This window comes from Isoptericola nanjingensis, from assembly GCF_050311635.1.
Lineage (GTDB): Bacteria > Actinomycetota > Actinomycetes > Actinomycetales > Cellulomonadaceae > Isoptericola > Isoptericola nanjingensis.
In genome coordinates, this window is sequence record NZ_JBNOZL010000002.1 from 160,269 (window position 1) to 180,617 (window position 20,349).

Annotated in this window: 13 protein-coding genes; 7 read left to right on the forward strand and 6 right to left on the reverse strand. The window is 70.7% G+C overall.

The features are described 5' to 3' along the window. Positions 1-198 precede the first annotated feature (198 nt). The 3 genes from ACQP6G_RS03565 to ACQP6G_RS03575 form a co-directional block, all read right to left on the reverse strand. Positions 199-1,542 (reverse strand): MFS transporter, encoded by a 1,344-nt coding sequence (locus tag ACQP6G_RS03565; RefSeq protein ID WP_429762825.1) that lies wholly within the window; start codon positions 1,540-1,542, stop codon positions 199-201. 100 nt (positions 1,543-1,642) lie between these two features. Further along, the gene (locus ACQP6G_RS03570) at positions 1,643-2,734 is read right to left on the reverse strand and encodes an inositol-3-phosphate synthase (RefSeq protein WP_429762826.1); all 1,092 of its coding nucleotides are present in this window, start codon (positions 2,732-2,734) and stop codon (positions 1,643-1,645) included. Continuing rightward, on the reverse strand, positions 2,731-3,405 hold the full coding sequence (locus ACQP6G_RS03575) for a PadR family transcriptional regulator (RefSeq protein ID WP_429762827.1): 675 nt from the start codon (positions 3,403-3,405) through the stop codon (positions 2,731-2,733). The genes ACQP6G_RS03570 and ACQP6G_RS03575 overlap by 4 nt, the downstream gene beginning before the upstream one ends. 311 nt (positions 3,406-3,716) lie before the next feature. Here ACQP6G_RS03575 and ACQP6G_RS03580 point away from each other — a divergent pair, with 311 nt between their 5' ends. The 5 genes from ACQP6G_RS03580 (at position 3,717) to rplI (ending at position 8,190) form a co-directional block, all read left to right on the forward strand. Then, positions 3,717-6,266, forward strand: a complete 2,550-nt coding sequence (locus tag ACQP6G_RS03580) for a transglycosylase domain-containing protein (protein ID WP_429762828.1) — start codon at positions 3,717-3,719, stop codon at positions 6,264-6,266. Between the two features lie 157 nt (positions 6,267-6,423). Beyond that, positions 6,424-6,714 (forward strand): 30S ribosomal protein S6, encoded by a 291-nt coding sequence (rpsF, locus tag ACQP6G_RS03585; RefSeq protein ID WP_429762829.1) that lies wholly within the window; start codon positions 6,424-6,426, stop codon positions 6,712-6,714. 129 nt (positions 6,715-6,843) lie between these two features. After that, a complete protein-coding gene (locus ACQP6G_RS03590) occupies positions 6,844-7,398 on the forward strand; it encodes a single-stranded DNA-binding protein (RefSeq protein ID WP_429762830.1) in 555 nt (184 codons plus the stop codon). Positions 7,399-7,484: 86 nt separating this feature from the next. After that, positions 7,485-7,721, forward strand: a complete 237-nt coding sequence (rpsR, locus tag ACQP6G_RS03595) for a 30S ribosomal protein S18 (protein ID WP_100422261.1) — start codon at positions 7,485-7,487, stop codon at positions 7,719-7,721. Between the two features lie 19 nt (positions 7,722-7,740). After that, positions 7,741-8,190 carry a 50S ribosomal protein L9 gene (gene rplI, locus ACQP6G_RS03600; RefSeq protein ID WP_429762831.1) on the forward strand — a complete coding sequence of 150 codons (450 nt, stop codon included), beginning with the start codon at positions 7,741-7,743 and terminating at the stop codon, positions 8,188-8,190. A gap of 77 nt (positions 8,191-8,267) precedes the next feature. Here the strand turns inward: rplI and ACQP6G_RS03605 are convergent, their stop codons facing one another. Continuing rightward, entirely contained in the window at positions 8,268-12,374 is a 4,107-nt protein-coding gene (locus tag ACQP6G_RS03605; RefSeq protein WP_429762832.1) for a carboxypeptidase regulatory-like domain-containing protein, read from the reverse strand. A gap of 292 nt (positions 12,375-12,666) precedes the next feature. Here ACQP6G_RS03605 and ACQP6G_RS03610 point away from each other — a divergent pair, with 292 nt between their 5' ends. After that, complete coding sequence (locus ACQP6G_RS03610; protein ID WP_429762833.1) at positions 12,667-13,245, forward strand: winged helix-turn-helix domain-containing protein; 579 nt, start codon at positions 12,667-12,669, stop codon at positions 13,243-13,245. Between the two features lie 42 nt (positions 13,246-13,287). Here ACQP6G_RS03610 and ACQP6G_RS03615 read toward each other — a convergent pair whose 3' ends face one another. Next, positions 13,288-14,592: an MATE family efflux transporter gene (locus ACQP6G_RS03615; protein ID WP_429763211.1), complete on the reverse strand. Its 1,305-nt coding sequence runs from the start codon at positions 14,590-14,592 to the stop codon at positions 13,288-13,290. A gap of 444 nt (positions 14,593-15,036) precedes the next feature. Between ACQP6G_RS03615 and dnaB the strand changes: the two genes are divergently transcribed. After that, entirely contained in the window at positions 15,037-17,634 is a 2,598-nt protein-coding gene (gene dnaB, locus ACQP6G_RS03620) for a replicative DNA helicase (RefSeq protein ID WP_429763212.1), read from the forward strand. Positions 17,635-17,939: 305 nt separating this feature from the next. Here dnaB and ACQP6G_RS03625 read toward each other — a convergent pair whose 3' ends face one another. Beyond that, positions 17,940-20,321, reverse strand: coding sequence for a glycoside hydrolase family 32 protein (locus ACQP6G_RS03625; protein WP_429762834.1), 2,382 nt, complete (start codon positions 20,319-20,321; stop codon positions 17,940-17,942). Between the last annotated feature and the right edge of the window lie 28 nt (positions 20,322-20,349).

The following is a 20,349-nucleotide window of genomic DNA, read 5'->3' on the forward strand; positions in this document are numbered from 1 at the left end:
CCGTACTGTGTACGACCACGAACCATCCTGCGATATTCCCGCTTCCCGTGACGACCTGATTTTCGGTCGGAACTCGTCGGTCGTCGCGAGAGCGGGTCAGGACGAGCGCGGGACCTCAGCCTGCGGCTCGGGCAGGGGCCGGAACAACGACCGGTCCGGGAACGGTCGTGAACCGTCGGTTCACGATCCGCGCGGGCGTCAGGCGCGCGCGGCGGCGTCCCCGGTGCCCCCGGCCCGGCGGACGCGGGCCGGCACGTCGACGGGCGTGCGAGCCCCCCGCGTCGCCATCAGCAGCGCGGCGAGCACGTAGGCGACGGCGAGGCCGACGAAGACGCCGCGGGACCAGCCGGTGTCCGGCAGGGTGAAGGCGGCGAGGGCGGCGGCGCCGACGAACGCGGCGTTGTAGAGCACGTCGTAGAAGGCGAAGGCGCGGCCGCGAAACTCGTCCTCGGCGTCGCGCTGCACGATCGTGTCCACGGCGATCTTGGTGCCCTGCGCGGCCAGGCCGAGGAGCGCGGCCCCGGTGTAGACGACGGCGCGTTCCGGCGTCGTGACGAGGAGCAGCTGGCTCGCGGCCGCGAGCAGCAGCATGGCGGCGATCCAGCCCTGCGGGCCGGTGCGACGCGAGAGCGTCGGCGTCAGCACCATGGCGAGCGCGCCGCCGGCGCCGGTCAGGCCGATGACGACGGCGAAGGTCGCCATCCCGGCGCTCTGGCTGCCGGGGTCGAGCAGGTTCCGCGAGATGAGGATCGACGCGATGAACACCACGCCGTAGAGGAAGCGGTGCACGGCCATCGCGAGCAGCGCCTGGCCCGGCGTGCGCCGCGCGACGAGGTAGCGGGCGCCGTCGGCCAGCCCGCGGGCGACCTTGGCGATCTCCCCGCGCAGGTCGGCCTCCGCCGGCTGCTCGGGGCCGAGCTGGGTGCGCCGCAGGCGCGTGGCGAGCAGCGACGCGACGCCGAAGACGAGCGCGGCGCACACGAGCGCGGACGAGTCCTTGACCCGGCCGGGCTCGAACGCCAGGCCGAGGACGAAGCCGATGCCGCCGCCCACGAACGCGGCGCCCGCGCCGAGCGTGGGGGACAGCGAGTTGGCGGTGAGCAGCAGCGGCCCGTCGACGACACGCGGCAGGCCGGCGGACAGCCCGGCGAGAAGGAAGCGGTTGACGGACAGGGCCGCGAGGCCGATGGCGTAGATGGCCCAGCCGACGCCGCCGGCGAGCATGACGCCAGCCATCGCGAGCGTGAGCACCAGGCGTACGGCGTTGCCCCACACCAGCACCTGGCGGCGCTGCCACCGGTCGAGCAGCACGCCCGCGAAGGGGCCGACGATCGTGAACGGCGCGAGCATGACGGCGAAAGCGCCGGCGATCGCGGCCGCGGTGCCCTGCGACTCGGGGGAGAAGAACAGCAGGGAGGCCAGGCCCACCTGGAACATGCCGTCGCCGGCCTGCGAGACCAGCCGGACGGTGAAGAGCTTGCGGAAGCCCTCCAGCCGCAGCAGCGCGCGCAGCTCGTGCCAGGTCTCGCCGAAGGCTCCCACGTGCCCTACCTTCCCATGCCCGGTTCGTCCCAGGCAGAGAGGCCTTCCCCCGCCGTGACGGGGGGAAGGCCTCTCTGTCGCCGTGTCGGTGGTGGCGTCGTCAGCGCTCGACGTCGCCGCGGATGAACGCCTCGAGCTGGGCGCGGCCCGCGGTGTCCTCCATCTGCACGGGCGGGGACTTCATGAAGTACGTCGACGCCGAGAGGATCGGGCCGCCGATGCCGCGGTCCAGCGCGATCTTCGCGGCGCGGACGGCGTCGATGATGATGCCGGCGGAGTTGGGGGAGTCCCACACCTCGAGCTTGTACTCCAGGTTCAGGGGCACCTCGCCGAACGCGCGGCCCTCGAGGCGGACGTACGCCCACTTGCGGTCGTCGAGCCACGCGACGTAGTCCGACGGGCCGATGTGGACGTTGCGGTCCTCCTTCTTGCCGCCGAGCGGGCCCGCGAGGTTCGAGGTCACCGCCTGCGTCTTGGAGACCTTCTTCGACTCGAGCCGGTCGCGCTGCAGCATGTTCTTGAAGTCCATGTTGCCGCCGACGTTGAGCTGGTACGTGCGGTCGAGCACGACGCCGCGGTCCTCGAACAGCTTGGCGAGCACGCGGTGCGTGATCGTGGCGCCGACCTGCGACTTGATGTCGTCGCCGACGATCGGCACGCCGGCGTCCTCGAACTTCTTCGCCCACTCGGGGTCGGAGGCGATGAAGACGGGCAGCGCGTTGACGAAGGCGACCTTCGCGTCGATCGCGGCCTGCGCGTAGAACTTGTCCGCCGCCTCGGAACCGACGGGCAGGTAGGAGACGAGGACGTCGACCTTCGCGTCCTTCAGCGCCTGCACGACGTCGACCGGCGCGGCGTCCGACTCGTCGATCGTGGCGGAGTAGTAGTCGCCGAGACCGTCGAGGGTGTGGCCGCGCTGGACGGTGACGCCGGTGGGCGGCACGTCGGCGAACTTGATCGTGTTGTTCTCGGAGGCGTGGATCGCCTCGGCGAGGTCGAAGCCGACCTTCTTCGCGTCGACGTCGAACGCCGCGACGAACTCCAGGTCACTCACGTGGTAGTCGCCGAGCTGCACGTGCATGAGGCCGGGGACGGTGTCGGTCGGGGCGGCGTCGCGGTAGTAGTGCACGCCCTGGATCAGGGACGATGCACAGTTTCCGACACCGACGATGGCAACGCGGACGGAGGTCATCCTCGCTCCTTGTTTCTCTGGGCCGGGGCGTCCTGCACCCCGGCGCTGTGGTCGCGGGCGCGGCCGAGAGCACGGTCGCGTTCCGTGGTGATGAGTCCGTCGAGCCAGCGCACCTCGCGCTCGACCTGTTCGAGCCCGTGGCGCTGCAGCTCGAGGGTGTACTCGTCGAGCCGCTCGCGGGTGCGTGCGGCAGACTCTCGGACCGCCTCCAGCCGCTCGGTGAGCCGGGTTCGCCGGCCTTCGAGGATACGGATGCGGGTCTCGGCGTCCGTCTGCGCGAAGAACGCGAAGCGGACGTCGAAGTTCTCGTCCTCCCAGGCGGCCGGGCCGGACGACGCGAGGACGGTCTGGAGGTGCTCCTTCCCGTCCGCGGTCAGCCGATACACGATCCGCCCGCGCCGGCCCGACAGCGGTGCCTTGCCCGAGGACCTGGCCCCGGCCTGCCGGGATCCCGACGCCCGCGTCGCGGGGGCCGGAGCCTCGCGCTCCGTGGTCTCGATGAGACCGCGCGCCACGAGGGACTTGAGTGCCGGGTAGAGGGTGCCGTAGGAGAACGCGCGGAACGAGCCGAGCAGCAGGTTGAGCCGCTTGCGCAGCTCGTACCCGTGCAGCGGGGCGGAGTTGAGCAGGCCGAGGATGGCCGTCTCGAGCACCACAGACCTGCTGCGCACGAGGGTTCCCCTTCCCGTCCTGTCCCGATGTCGCTGCCGACCCGTCGTCACGACGTATCGAGTCGATACATCGTGAGAATAGGACTCGCCGACATGGTCGTGCAACGGGAAGCGCCCGGCGCGGGCGTCCGGGGAGTTGTGAAGGTTCCGCGGAGCGCAGGCCAGAGGGCTGCGGACGCCTGGGGGCGAACCGTCGCCCGGGGCGCCCGAGGCTCCCGTCGGCCCTGCGGCATCGCCTAGTGTTCCCTGTGGTCCGCAGGCCGGCGCACTCTACGAGCACGACGCCGGTCCCGCACGACGAAAGGCTTGACGTGGCGAGGAGACGTCGCTTCTGGAACTACCCGCGCCCGCACAAGGGCCCGGTGCAGCGCTGGCTGCCGTCCTGGCGCATCGTCGTCGGCACCCTGCTCACCGGGACGGCGCTGGGCGCCGGTCTGTTCGTGGCCGCGTGGAGCACGACGACGATCCCCAAGAACCTCGACGAGGTGAACAACCAGGCCACGACCGTCTACTGGTCGAGCGGCAAGCCGATCGGTCAGTTCGCCGAGCAGAAGCGGGAGCTCGTCAAGCTCGACGACCTGCCGGCGTACGTCGGGAACGCGGTCGTCGCCTCCGAGGACGACACGTTCTGGACCAACAACGGCATCGACCTCAAGGGCATCGCGCGCGCGGCCTACAACAACGTCAAGGGCGGCGGCCGGCAGGGAGCGTCCACGCTGACGCAGCAGTACGTCGAGCGGTACTACCTCAACACCGAGGACTCGTACGCGGGCAAGGCCCGCGAGGCGATCATCGCGCTCAAGGTGGCGCAGACCCAGCCCAAGGAGCAGGTGCTCGAGAGCTATCTCAACACCATCTACTGGGGCCGCAACACCTACGGCATCCAGGCCGCGTCGCAGGAGTTCTTCGGCAAGGACGCCAAGGACCTCACGCCGTCCGAGGCCGCGATGCTGTCGGGGATCATCCCGTCGCCCAACAACTGGGACCCGTCGGTCGACCCGGACCAGGCCAAGGAGCGCTGGAAGCGCAGCATCAACCGGATGTACGAGCAGGGGTACATCACCAAGGACGAGCGGGCGAAGGCGGAGTTCCCGAAGTTCAAGAAGAAGAAGGAAGCCACCAACACCTGGGGCGGCCAGAAGGGCTACCTCATGGCCCAGGTGCGCAAGGAGCTCGTCAGGTCGGACAGCAACCCGGACGGCCCGCTCGAGTCCGAGCAGGAGCTGGAGACGCGCGGCCTCAAGATCACCACGACGATCGACCAGAAGCTGCAGAAGGCGGCCGTCGAGGTCGAGAAGACGCTGCACGAGGACGGCCAGTACGGCAAGGCGAACAAGAACGTCCGCATGTCGCTGGTGTCGATGGACCCGAAGACCGGCGCGGTGAAGGCGCTCTACGGCGGGCCCGACTACGTGAAGCAGTCGCTCAACACCGCCACGCAGGACGTGGTCCAGGCCGGCTCGACGTTCAAGCCGTTCACGCTCATGGCAGCCCTCGAGAACGACCACACGCTCGAGGAGAAGCTCGACGGGAACTCCGGAAAGGTGTTCCCCGACGCGAACAACGGCGAGGACTGGAGGGTCCCCAACTTCGGCGGTGCCAACTACGGCGGCAGCATCGACCTCACCACGGCGACCGCGCACTCGGTCAACACCGCGTACGTGCAGCTCAACGAGGAGGTCGGGCCCGAGAAGACCCGCGAGGTGGCCGAGCGCGCGGGTATCCGCAAGGACGAGAACTACCCGCTGACGGCAGGACTGTCGAACGTGCTCGGCGTCGACTCCGTGCGACCGGTCGACCTCGCGCGGGCCTATTCCACGATCGCGGCGGGCGGCTACCGCACGACGCCGCACATCGTGTCGAAGGTCGAGACGCTCGACGGCACGGTGCTCTACGAGGCCCCGCAGGAGCAGGAGAAGGAGTTCGACGCGGACGTCACCACGGCGGCCACCTATGCGATGACGAAGGTCGTCGAGGACCCGACCGGCTCCGGCCGGGTCGCGCAGGAGCTGGGCCGCCCCGTGGCCGGCAAGACCGGTACCTCGAACGACAACAAGTCGGCGTGGTTCGCGGGCTTCGTGCCGCAGCTCACGACCGTCGTCGGCCTGCGCCAGTACAAGACGCTCGACCTCGAGGCGGGCAAGATCGCCGGGCAGGACGACATCGACGGCTTCGGCGAGTGGCCGGAGATCACCGGCGGTACGTGGCCGGTGCGCGCGTGGACCGACTTCATGCAGGTCGCGACCGAGGGCATGGACGTCGAGGAGTTCCCCGAGTACGTGCCGGCCCAGCCGACCTTCACCCCGTCGCCGACGCCGAGCGAGACCGAGGAGGAGAAGGTCACCGTGCCGGACCTCGCCGGCCAGGACGTGGCGAAGGCGACCCAGGAGCTGCAGGGGCTGCAGCTCGTGGTGCGGACGCAGGCGCGGGACAGCGACGAGCGCAAGGGCCAGGTGCTGGAGATGTCCGGCGTGGGCCAGGAGGTGCCCGTGGGCACCACCGTGACCCTCGTCGTCTCGACCGGGCAGCCGGACAAGCCGGAGCAGGTGGCTGTGCCGAACGTCGCCGGGCTGAGCCTCGAGGACGCACGGAACCAGCTGTACGGCGACACGCTGAACCCGTCTCCCCAGGCGAAGGAGGAGTTCAGCGACTCGGTCCCGGAGGGCACGGTCATCGGGACCGACCCCGGCGCCGGCCAGCCCGTCGACCCCGGGTCGAACGTGACGATCATCGTGTCCAAGGGCCCCAAGAACCAGGAGCCCGACCCGACCGACTCCCCGACCGACGACGGCGGCAACGGGAACGGCAACGGCAACGGCAATGACGACGACCCGCTCGGCATCATGGGCACCGACAACTGACCGATTTCCGGGACGGCCGCAACGGCGGGTATCCTGGTCGACTGGCTGTGCCCACCACCCCGGACCGTTCCGGGGTGGCGCGCGGCCGACGCACGCAAGAACCCTCCTGTCACGGAACGACCGTGACCGCTGAGACCAGAGGAGGTGGGTTGAACACATGCGTCAGTACGAGCTGATGGTGATCCTGGACCCGGAGGTCGAGGAGCGCACCGTGGCCCCGTCGCTGGACAAGTACCTGACGGTCATCTCGACCGAGGGTGGGTCCGTCGACAAGGTCGACATCTGGGGTCGTCGCCGCATGGCGTACGACATCAACAAGCGTTCCGAGGGCATCTACGCCGTCGTCGACTTCACCTCGACGCCGGCCACCGCGAAGGAGCTGGACCGCCAGCTCGGCCTGAACGAGGCCGTGCTGCGCACCAAGATCCTGCGCACCGACGCCCGCTGAGACCTGAACCGAAACTCTGCCCCCGTCGCGGGCGGCGTCCCGGGCCAGCCTGTGGACGCAGACATCGTGAATGTCACAGCCCCGTGATGGGATCCCCTCACGACTCTCGGACGAACGAAGGAGCATGGCATGGCTGGTGAGACCGTCATCACGGTCGTCGGAAACCTGGTCGCGGACCCGGAGCTGCGCTTCACCCCGTCAGGGGCTGCCGTCGCCAACTTCCGCATCGCGTCCACGCCGCGCACGTTCGACCGCCAGACCAACGAGTGGAAGGACGGCGAGGCGCTGTTCCTCGCCTGCTCGGTCTGGCGCGAGGCCGCGGAGAACGTGGCCGAGTCGCTGACGAAGGGCATGCGCGTCGTCGTGCAGGGCCGTCTGACTCAGCGCTCCTACGAGACCCGCGAGGGGGAGAAGCGCACCGTCGTGGAGCTGCAGGTCGACGAGGTCGGCCCGTCGCTGAGGTACGCCTCGGCGAAGGTCACCCGCGCCCAGCGCTCCGGTGGTGGCGGCGGCTTCGGCGGTGGCGGCGGCAACCAGGGGGGCGGCTACGGCGGCCCCCAGGGTGGCGGCGGCCAGCCCGGCGGAGGCTTCGGTTCTTCCGGCGGCGGTCAGAGCAACGACCCGTGGGCCACGGCCGGTCCCGCCTCCTCCGGTGGCGGGTTCTCGGACGAGCCCCCGTTCTGATCGGCGCCAGTCCCCAGATCACCCGTCCTCCGACGCCGGCCCCGGCCGGTGCCTCGTGAGGACAGCACCTGTGAAGGAGCAACACCATGGCGAAGCCTGTGGTGCGCAAGCCCAAGAAGAAGGCCAACCCGCTCAAGACGGCCAAGATCGAGTCCGTCGACTACAAGGACACCGCGCTGCTGCGCAAGTTCATCTCCGACCGCGGCAAGATCCGCGCGCGTCGCGTGACCGGCGTCTCCGTCCAGGAGCAGCGCCAGATCGCCCGTGCGGTGAAGAACGCCCGTGAGATGGCGCTGCTGCCGTACTCGTCCTCGGCCCGCTGACCGGAAGGATCACTGAATCATGTCGAAGCTGATCCTGACCCACGAGGTCACCGGTCTCGGTGAGCCTGGCGACGTCGTCGAGGTGAAGGACGGGTACGCCCGGAACTTCCTCATCCCGCGCCGTCTGGCCACCCCCTGGACCAAGGGCGCCGAGTCCCAGGTCTCCGCGATCCGCAAGGCCCGCAAGGCCCGCGAGATCGCCACGCTGGACGAGGCCAAGGCGGTGGCCGACTCGCTCGCCGCCAAGACGGTCGTCGTCACGGCGAACGCCGGCGAGTCCGGCCGCCTGTTCGGTGCCGTCACCACCGGTGACATCGCCGACGCGGTCGTGGCCGCCGAGGGCCCGCAGGTCGACAAGCGCAAGATCGAGATCGGCCAGCCGATCAAGACGACCGGTGAGTACACCGTGTCGGTGCGCCTGCACCCCGAGGTCTCCGCGAAGATCGCCGTCAAGGTCGTCGCCGGCTGAACGCCTGACGCCTGACGGTCGAAGGCCCCGGCCCCCGCGAGGGGGTCGGGGCCTTCGTCGTTCGTCCTGTCAGGCGATCAGGGCAGCGGCTTCAGGTCGACGTCGTAGACCGAGGTCTGCCCGGCGACGATCTGGGCGGTGCGGACGGCCGGGACGAACCCGTTCGCCGCGACGACCAGCTGGAGCGGCCCGTTGGCCTTGGGCATCCAGTACCCGTACGTGCCGTCGGCCCCCGTGACGAGGGTCTTGTCGGACGCCTTGCCGTCCAGGTGCACGACGGCGCCGTCGAGCGGCCCGCCGTCACCGGTCACCGTGCCGGTGACCTTGCCCCACCCGGTGGGTGCCTTCACCGTCATCAGTGCTGCGACGGTGGGCGCCTCGTACGGGGTGTCCCCGGCCGCGGTGATCGTGGCCGAGTACGCCCCGGGCTGCTCGACCGCGGCGGTGAGGGTCACCGCGGCCTGCACGGACGCCCCCGGCGCGAGGGAGAGCTCCGGCGGCTGGACGTCCAGCCACTCCAGGCCGCCCCCGCCTGCCGCCTCGCCCGAGACGTTCATGACGATGTGCATCCCGGCGTACCCGATGTCCGCCGTGTCGGTGGGCTCCGGGAGGTCGCAGGCCTCCGACCGCAGGTACGACGGCGCCGTCTGGCCGGCGTCGTTGGACCCGATGAAGAACCAGCCGCCGGCCGGCACGTCGATCTCGACGACCAGGGTGCCGTCGTTCGGCACCTCGCCCTCGACAGGCACCGAGACGACCGTGCCGCCGGCGCTGGTGCCGACCGTCGCCTCCGCGCTGCCGATCTTCGTCATGTTGGCGTAGGTCAGCGCCCCGTCCAACGTGTACAGGTTCACGGTCAGCGGCTGCGCGACCTGGGCGGCCTCCACGGCGAACGACACGCTCTTCACGTCGAACGTGCCGTCGATGCCGAAGTCGCTCAGCGTGAACGTGCGCAGGTAGCCGTTGTCCTGGGTGGTCACCTGGTTGGTGCACGCCACCGAGTTGTTGGCCACGACGTCCTGCGACGCCGAGTGGGTCAGGGTCGTCTCGTCGAGGGGGACGGCCGACAGGTCGGGGGAGACGGTGCCCGCCTTCGCCCCGGACGTCGCCAGGCCGCCCTGCTTGCCGTCTGACGTGCCCAGCCCGGGGCCGGCGGGTGTCGTCGACCTCGGCACGGTGGCGTCGTCCGTGACGTGGTTGATCACGGCGCCCTCGGTCCCCTTGACCCCGAGCATCTCGAAGCCGCCGCCGCCCGTGTTCAGCGAGACGTCCACCGGCTCGGTGCCGGTGTTGGTCACCCGGAACGCGCGGCTGGCGGTGGCGCCCATCCCGATCGAGGCGGAGACGCTCTCCTTGTTGACCACGAGCCGGCCGGCGCCGAGCGCGACGTTCCGCGTCACGACCTGGCCGTCCTCCGTGAGCGCCGCGTTGCGGGTGGCGCTCGCGTACGCGTCCTTCGCGTAGGTGAGGCCGTACCGCTCCAGGGGGAGCCGGGCGGCGTAGGTGCCGTCCGCGCCGGTGGTCACGACCGCCTCGTCGCCGTCGTCCTTCGACGTGATGGTGACGGTGGCGCCCTCCAGCGGCTCGTTCGTGTTGCCGTCGCGTACCGTGCCGGCCACGGACCCCATGCCGGCCAGGTCGTAGGTGACGGACAGGCCCTCGGCCACGGCCGGGGTGTTGTACGAGAACTGCGACGCGACCGCGCCCGCCGCGTCCTCGATGCCGATCGTGGCGGAGTCGCCGCGCGCGGTGGTGGTGTCGGTGACGGGGCCGTAGCCGAGGGTGACCCGGCCGTCGGCGAGGAGGGTGGCGGAGAAGTTGACCCGGTCGGTCTCGGGCCGGTACTTGCGCACGTTGCGCCACTCGACGACGAACGCGTCGACGCCGTCCACCGTCGTCGTGCCGGTGTAGACGGCGGACTCCGCGTCCACGTTGAGGTCGTCCCAGAAGGGGTAGACCGCGGCGTTGGGCGCGGCCGCGCTCGGGAGCGCGCCGTTCGTCAGGCTCGTCGACGAGGCGAGGAAGTTCAGGAACCCGTTGGTCGACACGTACGCGGTGTCGTACGTCTCGCCGTAGAACGGGAAGCCGAACGGCAGGTCGACCGACGCCGCCTTGTCGTCGCCGGTGAGGGCCAGCAGCGTGTCGCCGGTCGCGACGCCGGCGGTCCCGGTGGAGCAGTAGTACCCGTAGGCGTCGATCAGCCGCTTGAGGGCGGCGTCGACGGACTCGTCGCCGTCCACCACGACCTCCGTGCTGAACGGCTCCGCGCACGTGCCCGCCGAGACGGTCAGGGTGTACGTGCCGTCGGGCACGCCGGGGATGGCGTAGGTGCCGTCCGTGCCGGTCGTGACCGGGTCCAGCGGGCCGGAGAGGGCGACGACGGCGCCCGGGGTGGGCGACCCGTCCTTCTCCGTGACCGTGCCGGAGACGGTGCGCGTGGGAGCCCGCTCCAGCGTGATCGGCAGGGTGACGGTCTCGTCCACGATGACGGCGACGTCGGCCGGCGCGGAGGCGAGGAAGCCGAAGGCCTGGGCGCTCACCGCGTAGTCGCCGACGGCGAGCTCGGCCGTGAAGGCGCCGTCGTCGCCCGCGGTGACGGTGCGGTCGCGGTCGCCGTCGAACGTCATCTGGGCGCCGGCGACGGGGGTGCCGTCGGTGGCCGTCACGGTGCCGGTGACGATCCCGGTGTCGCCCACGGGTGCGGCGTCGAGCAGGGCCATGACGTCGAGCTTGCCCTCGCCCCACACGTTGTTGTCGTCCGCGGTGCCGCCGCACGTCGTGTCGTCGACGTCGACCGCGGCGCCGTCGAGCAGCGCCTGCGTCTCCTCGATCTGGCCGACGAGGCTCGGCGCCGCGCTCCACAGCAGCGCGATCGCGCCCGCGAGGTGCGGGGCGGCCATCGACGTGCCGTTGTAGGACGCGTAGCCGTCGCCCGGGACGGACGAGCGCACGTTGACGCCGGGGGCGGAGATGTTCGGCTTGGTCCCGCCGTTCTCCCCGGTGCCGCGCGACGAGAACGACGCGATCGCGCCGGAGGAGTCGAACGCGCCGACCGCGTAGGTGGCCTCGTTCGCGCCGGGCGACGACGTGGACCGGCAGCCCGGCCCCTCGTTGCCCGCCGACCAGGTGCCGAAGATGCCGGCGGCCTCCCACGCCGCGATCTCCTCGGCCATGAAGTCGTCGATGGCGCCCGACGCGTTCAGTCCCCAGGAGTTGTTCACCACCTGGGGACGCTTGCTCGGGTCGGGGTCGCTGCCGTCGGTCCGGGTGGGCGCGAGGACCCACTGCCCGGACTCGAGCAGGTCCGCGTCGGAGCAGGTGGAGCAGCCGTTGGCCGCGATCCAGTCCGCGCCCGGCGCGACACCGATCTGGTTGCCGGCGCCGTCGTCGCCCACCATGGTGCCCATCGTGTGGCTGCCGTGGCCGTCGGTGTCACAGGGGGAGCCACCGGCGCAGGCGTTCGACGAGTCGAACCAGTTGTAGTCGTTCACCACGCTGCCGTCGGCCTGCAGGCCGCGGTAGTGCGGCGCGAGCGCGGGGTGGTCGCCCTGCACGCCCGAGTCGATGTTGGCGACGGTCACGCCCTCGCCCGTGTACCCGAGGGCCCACGCCTCGTCGGCGTTGATGGCCTGGAGCCCCCACTCGACGGACTGCGTGCCGCGGCCGGGGGACTTGGTGCGCTCGACCGGCTCGACCAGGTCGAACGTCTGCGGCGCGGAGATCGCCTCGACCTCGGGGGACGCCGCGAGCGAGGTCGCGAGGGCGGCGTCGCCGTCGCGCACCAGGATGCGGTTGGAGATCCAGAAGGACTCGTGGGCGACGCCGGCGGCGTCGAGCTCCTTCAGGAGGTCGGCCTGCGCGTCGTCGGCGACGGCGGTGAGGGTGTCGTAGACGTACCGCCCGCGGTCGTCCCAGTCGGCGATGTCCTTCGCCGCGCGCAGGTCGGCCGTGTCGGCGAGGTCGAGCCAGAAGTCGGCGGGGCCGGCGTCGAGGTCCTTCTCGACGGCGGCCCCGATCTTGTCCGCGGGGTCGGGCACGTCGGCGGACGGGGCGAGCGGCGGGCCGTCGTCGGCGAACGCCGGCGCGACCCCGACCGCGGACGTGGCGAGGAGGGCGACGGCCGCGCTCGTCGCGACCCACCCCCTCCTGGTACCGGTCGATGTCCCGTTCGACTTGGTTCGCATCGATCTCGTGCGGATCGGTGAGTGCACGCTTCCTCCAGGTGAGGGAGCCCCCGGGTCCGGGGGCGTCGTGACGGGCGCCCGGTCGGGGCCCACCCTCCAGCCCATCCGGCGTTCCTCCGGCGGACAAGGACGGTCGGCGGCCAGTTTCCGGTCAACCCGGGGGCAGGCCCGGGTCGGTTCCGGGCGTCGTCGGCGGGCGGTTCCGCCTGAACTCTGATAGGCACCTGGGTAAACGATGTCCGCTCAACGATGTCCGCGAACCTGCCCGGAGCGCGTCGGACGGAGGACGGCTATGCCCCCCAAGAACGTGGTCGAGCCGGTCGGCGGTTACGTGCTCTGCATCGGGCTGCCGCTGCAACGGGTGGGCGAGGTGGCCCGCCTGCTGCGCGGCCGGGCGGCCGTGATCGCGACCGCCGACACCGACGGCGCGCGCACGCTCCTCGGCCCGCCCCCGCCCGCGGTGCTGCCCGACGACGAGGGACCGCACACGCTCGAGGTGCACGCCCGCGCCCCCGCCCCGCTGTCCGGCGAGGTCCCGGTCGTCGCCGTCGCGCCGGACCGCGACCCGGCGCGGCGGATCGTGCTCGGCGCGCTCGAGGTCGACCTCGCGGCGCGGGAGGTCATCGCGGGTGGCGTGCCCGTGCACCTGTCGATCCGGGAGTTCGACCTGCTGGTCGTGCTCGCGTCCGCGCCGGACCGCGTGTGGTCGTTCGCGGAGCTCACCAGCACCGTGTGGCGGACCGGCTACCTGGGTGACCCGGACCCGGTGGTGTCCGCCGTGAAGCGGCTGCGCAAGCGGCTGCGCGTGCTGCCCGAGCTGCGCGTCTCGTCCGTGCGCGGCATCGGCTACCGGCTCGTGGTGCCCTCGTGACGGCGTCGCGTCACACGGCGTTCACCGGACGGGCCGGCGGCGTCACGCGCCCGTGACCATCCAGCGGTCGCCGCGGGCGCGCAGGCCGGTCGTGAGGGCGCGGGCGAGCATGAACACGCCCGCGAACGCGCCCCACAGCCACGCCAGCCCGAGCGCGCCGTCGGGCGCCCAGGCCCGGACCGCGAGGGCGAACGGGACGTAGACCACGAGGGTCAGCATCCCGGCCCAGGCGAGGAAGCGGCCGTCGCCGGCGCCGATGAGGACGCCGTCGAGCACGAACACCCAGCCCGCCATCGGCATGAGCACGCCCGTGACGACGAGGCCGGCGGTGATCGCGAGGCGCACGTCGTGGTCGGACGTGAACAGCGGGGCGATCCACCAGCCGGAGACGGCGAACACGACGCCGATGACGACGCCGGCGCCGACGCCCCACTGCAGCGAGCGGCGCAGGACGGCGCGTACCCGCCCCACGTCGCCGGCCCCGAGACCGTGGCCCACCAGCGCCTGGCCGGCGATGGCGAGCGCGTCGAGGGCGAACGCGGCGAGTCCCCACAGGCTGTTGACGACCTGGTAGCCGGCCAGCGCCGTCGCGCCCAGGCTGGTCGCGACCGCGACGGTGAGCAGGATGGCGAGGCGCAGCGACGCCGTCCGGACGAACAGCGGCGCGCCCGCCCGGGCGTTGGCCCAGATACCCGCGTGGTGCGGCCGCAGCGACGCGTGGTGGCGGCGGGCGCCGCGGACCACGACGACGGTGAGGACCGCACCCATGCCGAGCTGGGTGGCCGCGGTGCCGATGGCGGAGCCCGCGATCCCCAGGCCCGCGCCGTACACCAGGACGACCGACAGGATCGCGTTGACCACGGCGCCCGTCGACGCCACCCACAGGGGCGTGCGCGTGTCCTGCAGGCCGCGCAGCACGCCGGTGGACGCCAGGACGACGAGCATCCCGGGCAGGCCGATCACCGACCAGCGCAGGTAGGTGGCGGCGTAGCCCGCGACGTCCGCGTCGGCGCCCATCGCCCCGACCGCCCAGTGCGCCCCGACGGCGAGCACCGCGGCCAGCACGACGCCCAGGCCGAGGGCGAGCCACATGCCGTCGATGCCGGACTGCAGTGCGTCGCGGGTGCGGCCGGCGCCGACGAGGCGCGCGACGGCGGCCGTGGTGGCGTAGGCGAGGAACACGCACAGGCCGACGAGCGTGACGAGCAGCGTGGACGCGACGGACAGGCCGGCGAGCTGCGCGGTGCCGAGGTGGCCGACGACGGCGCTGTCGACGAGCACGAACAGCGGCTCGGCGACGAGGGCGCCCAGCGCGGGCAGCGCGAGGGCGAGGATGTCGCGGTCGATGCGGCGTCGGTCACCCCTGTGGTCGCCCCTGTGGACAACCTTGTGGGCGGAGTCGGCGGGCGGGTGACCCTCCGGCGGCGTCGGTGAAGGAGGGGTGGCGCCGGGGTGTCCGGCGTCTGGATCCGGGGTGCGGTGCACCTCACCCAACTTTCTTCTCCTCCACAGCCTGAGGGTAACGTCGTCGCAGGTCAGGGACCTGCCGAAAGTTGTACACAGCCGATATCCCCAGTTGTGCACATGCCTGTCCACCGCCCGTGCACAGCCTGAGGCGCATATCCACAGGCCCGTCCACACCTGTGTCCACACCGTCGATTGCGCACGGTCGCGGGCGCGCCTAGCGTCGTCCGCGGTGTCAGAGGGCCACGGTAGAACGTGGACCTGACAGCGGGAGTCGATGTCCGGTGACGGACCGGACGCCGGCGACGGCGGGGGAGCGGGGTGAGCATGTCGATCGAGGAGCTCGAGGCGGGCTATCAGGGGGCGCCCGGCGCCACCTTCGACCGCACACCTCCTCAGGACGTCGCCGCCGAGATGAGCGTGCTCGGCGGCATGCTGCTCTCCAAGGACGCCATCGCCGACGTCGTCGAGCAGATCCGCGGCAACGACTTCTACCGCCCCGCGCACGAGGCGGTCTACGACGCCATCATCGACCTGTACGGCCGCGGCGAGCCGGCCGACGCCATCACCGTCGTCGCCGAGCTCACCAAGCGCGGCGAGCTCGCCCGCGTCGGCGGCGCCCCGTACATCCACGACCTCATGGCCGGCGTCCCCACCGCCGCCAACGCCGGCTACTACGCCCGCATCGTCCAGGAGCGGGCCGTGCTGCGCCGCCTCGTCGAGGCCGGCACCAAGATCGTGCAGCTCGGCTACGCCACCGACGGCGGCGACGTCGAGGGCATCGTCAACACCGCGCAGGCCGAGATCTACGCCGTCACCGAGCGCAAGACCTCCGAGGACTACCTGCCGCTCGCCGAGATCATCGGCGGGACGATGGACGAGATCGAGGCCGCCGGCAACCGCGGCGAGGGCATGGTCGGCGTCCCCACCGGCTTCGCCGACCTCGACCGGCTGACCAACGGCCTGCACCCCGGGCAGATGATCGTCATCGCCGCGCGACCGGCCATGGGTAAGGCGCTCGCGCTCGACACCCCGCTGCCCACGCCCTCGGGCTGGACGACGATGGGGGACGTCGCGGTGGGCGACGAGCTGATCGCCGCCGACGGCACGCCCACGCGTGTCGTCCGGGCGACCGAGGTGATGACCGGGCGGCCGTGCTACGAGGTCGTCTTCGACGACGGCACCACGATCGTCGCCGACGCGCAGCACGAGTGGTCGACGAGCACCCGCGCCCAGCGGCGGAAGGTGCACCACGGGCAGGCGCCTGAGTCCGAGATCCGGACGACGGAGGAGATCGCCGGATCATTGCTCTGCGCGACGGCGGATCGTCGGGCGAACCACTCGATCGCGACGGCAAAGGCTCTCGATCTTCCCGACGCTGACCTTCCGCTCCACCCGTACGTGCTCGGTGTGTGGCTCGGTGACGGACACTCGTCGTCCGCACGATTCACGTCAGCAGACCCCGAGATCCCGATGCGGATCGAAGGACTCGGCTACGTCGTCGGCGAGCGCACCTCAGTTCCAGGTGCGGCCAAGCTGTACCAGCTGCAGCTGCCCGGTGACGGCCCGGTCTCCACACGACGCTGCGTCGTCTGTGGCACCGAGTTCGTGCCCAAGCTCGCCCATGTCAAGACGTGCGGACGTTCCTGCGGAGGCAAGTCGTCTGCAGTGTCGCCTCGATCTGCTGCGCCGACCTGCTCGGACTGTGGTGGGCCGAGCTCGGGTCATCGCCGGTGCATGGAATGCCACGAGCATCACGGCAGCGTCTCTGCGATCCTGCGGACCCTCGGAGTGCTGGGCGACAAGCACATCCCCGACGCGTACCTCCGAGCCAGCGAGTCGCAGCGGCGCGAGCTGCTGGCCGGGCTGCTCGACACTGACGGCACCGTGAACCGAACCGGGAGCCCGCAGTTCACCGTGACCAGCCGGAGGCTCGCCGAAGGGTTCCGCGAGCTGGTCCACAGCCTGGGCTACCGCACCGGCTGGTGGGAGAAGACGGTTCGCGGCAGGAGCGCCGGGTCGTCGGTCGCCTACACGATCACCTTCACCACCGACGACGAGGTCTTCGGACTCGAGCGCAAGCGCCTCGTGCACAAGGAGCGCCGTAGGCCTTCGACGGCGAAGCTCACGTCGCGGTTCGTCGTCGAGGTGAGGCGTATCGACTCGGTGCCTGTGCGCTGCGTGGAGATCGAGCACTCCTCGCACCTGTACCTCGCGAGCCGGTCGATGGTCCCGACGCACAACTCGACGCTGGCCATCGACATCGCGCGGGCCGCGTCGATCAAGCACGGGCAATCGTCAGTCGTCTTCTCGCTGGAGATGAGCCGCAACGAGATCACGATGCGTCTGCTGTCCGCGGAGGCGCGCGTCCACCTGCAGAAGCTGCGCAACGGCTCCATGGGCGAGGACGACTGGCAGAAGGTCGCCAAGGTGATGGGCCGGGTCTCCGAGGCGCCGATGTTCATCGACGACTCACCGAACATGTCGCTCACCGAGATCCGCGCCAAGTGCCGGCGGCTCAAGCAGAAGCACGACCTCAAGCTCGTCGTCATCGACTACCTGCAGCTCATGACCTCCGGCAAGAAGGTCGAGTCGCGACAGCAGGAGGTCTCCGAGTTCTCCCGTGCGCTCAAGCTTCTGGCGAAGGAGATCGGCGTCCCCGTCATCGCGCTGTCGCAGCTGAACCGAGGTCCCGAGCAGCGGCAGGACAAGAAGCCTGCGATGTCGGACCTTCGTGAGTCGGGATCGATCGAGCAGGACGCCGACATGGTGATCCTGCTGCACCGCGAGGACGCGTACGAGAAGGAATCGCCCCGTGCTGGCGAGGCCGACCTGATCGTCGCCAAGCACCGTAACGGCCCCACCGACACCATCACCGTCGCGTTCCAGGGCCACTACTCGCGGTTCGTCGATATGCAGTCCTGACGGGCTGTCGGTGTCGAGATGCAACCTAGATTGAGCGATCCTCCGGCTAGTTAAACTGACCGGTTCTTGACTTCGACCGACCCAAGCCTTGCTCGCGGGCAGGGTGGCGGCTTAGGGGCATCGCTCGAGGGAATGCGGCGTGCTCGGCGTCTCCCGCCGCATGCACAAGAACGTCGTGAGACGTACCCAGTCTCCGTGTTCCGCGCCAAGTCGTGGAGCCCCGCGGGACGGGTGAACGCAAGCTCGAGGTGCGTCCCGTGCGGGAACGTCTCGAGCCCGCGCCCACCAGGTGCTGAGTCCCGCTGTCAACTAACGCTGTTCTTCAGCGGCCAGACGTCGACCTGGCTGAATGTGGTCTCCCCGCCGCCGGAGTGCAGGAGGATTCCTGTGCTCAGGGCGGTTTCTCCGTCCTTGCGGGTAGGGTAGATGCGGTTGGAGAACGCCGCGGCGTCGTTGATGAAGACGTCGATGACCGAGTGGTCGACGAACACGTGGAACGTCGAGGGCTTGCCGAAGGCGGCCTCGTCGTAAGGGGCGCGCAGGAGCACGGCCTCCTCGTTGTCGAAGCCGGTGCTCGAGCTGGTCTTGTCGATGACCAGGTCGCCGTCGTCGTAGTAGATCCGGGTGATCTCCTGGTTGTCGGGTGATGCTCCGACGCCGATGCCGTAGGTCGTGCCGGTGCTGGCCGGGTCGACCTGGGCGAGGATCTCGACCTGATTGCCCTTCGCGGCCAGCCGGTGGTCACCGCTGACGACGATGTCGTTGTCGGTCGTGACGGTGCCGCGCAGGCTCTGTAGGTCCGGCAGGGCGCGCTGGCCGAGGGTCTTTCCGTCGGCGAGCAAGCGCCATTCGCGCGGCAGGCTGTAGGTGTGCGCCCAGCCGAGGTCGAGCTGCATCCTCGAGCTGGACCGTTCGTCGACGATGCCGATCCCGACGAGGTTGCCGTCCGCGTCGCGCGCGACAGCGGGTGACAGGTGCCCATGGATCACGTCCAGGGGCTTGGGCTTGGCCTCGAAGGGGGTGAACTGCATCCCGTCCCAGGTGCCGGTCCAGTAGACGCCGCGGGTGTACGGCTCGGTCAGCTTGGACACCGAGCCGCCGATGGGGTTGGCCAGGAGGATGTAGACGTCGCTGCCGTCGTGGGTGCCGAGCTTCTCGAAGACTGGCATCTCCCAGATGACCGAGCCGATGTCCATCGATCCGAACCCCACGGTGGAGAACGACGTCTGCGACCGGGTCCACTGCCCGCCGACACTCGAGGCGGTGTAGTGCGCGAGGCCTCCGCCGGTGTCCACGGCGGCACCGATGATCATGTGCCAGGTGTCGCCGTCCTGGAACAGGTACGGGTCCCGCATGTCGTTGACGCCGGTCCTGTCGAACAACCCCGCGGAGTCCTTCTTCCACGTGGCCAGGTCCGGATCGCTGCTGGTGGCCCGGGTGACTCCCGGGTCGAACGGGCCGCCGTAGTTCACCGTGGTGAAGAACGCGTACGCGGTCCCGTCGACGGACACGACGTCGCCCGACCAGATGCCCTTGGACCCCTGGCCGGTGAGGCCAGCGCCGGCGACCGCCCCGAGTTGCGCTTCACGGTCGTTGAGCTCCGGTAGGAGGGCGTCGTGCTGGTTCTTCCACGTCACTAGGTCCGCGCTGGACATGTGGCCCCAGTGCATCTGCGACTTGAACGGGCCGTTCGGGGTGCGCTGGTAGAACAGGTGGTACTTGCCGCCGTGCTCGACCAGCCCGTGGGGTTCGTTGGTCCAGTTCGCCGGCGGCATCCCGTGGAAGCGGGGCCGCAGGATGTCGTCGGCGAACCGCAGCGCCGTGACCTGCAGGGCCTCGTCCGCGGTCCCGGCGCCCTCGATGGCGGTCGCGTACTCAGCGGCAATGGTGGCCTTGTCCCGCGCGACGGTGTAGATCTTCGTGTCGTCGTACGCCGCGTCCAGGGCGTTGACGAGGAAGATGTCCATCATCTCGTCCTTGGCGGCCTTCCCGATGACCAGCGGCGTCCCGGTGGCCTGGTCGAAGGTCGACCCGACCGGGATCTCCAGGCGCGCCTCACGCGTGCCGGCGCTGCTGTCCATCTGCAGCCGCAGCTCGCCCGCCTCACCATCGACGACCGCTGCGACGTGCACCCACTCGTACAACGGAAACAACCAGGGCGCCTTGAGCGTGCGCGCCTGCCCGTCGATCGTGGCGGTGAACCACCACTCGCCGTAAGTGTTGATCCCGATGTCGAAGCCGGCGCTGTCGGTCTTCTGGTGGATGATCGAGGAGGAAGACAGCTCCTCGTAGGGCTTCTCGGTGCCGGAGGGGTAGCTCTCCAGGGCGATCCAGGTCTGCACCGTCAGCTGGGAGGTGATCGGCGCGGCGAACTCACCCGTGACCCACGTCGAGAACCCGTCGGTGCGGAAGGCGTTCCCCTGCACGCCCGGCACGCGCTCGGCCGGGTTCTTGGCCACGTGGGCGCTGAACGTCCGCTGGCCCGCGGCGTCGAGGAACTCGGTGGCACCGTTCGCCTCGTCATAGGTCAGGTGCAGCACGGGATCCGCGGCGCTGACTGCGCCGGCCGCGATCGGTCGCGGCACCCCCACGGCCGCCACCGCTGCCGCCAGCGTCGCACCGCGCAGAAATGTCCTGCGCCCCAGCACGGGCCCCGTGTCCCGGTTTGTCGGTCGCTGTTCCGTCATCGCAACAAGCTCCTTCTCATGTCGGGCT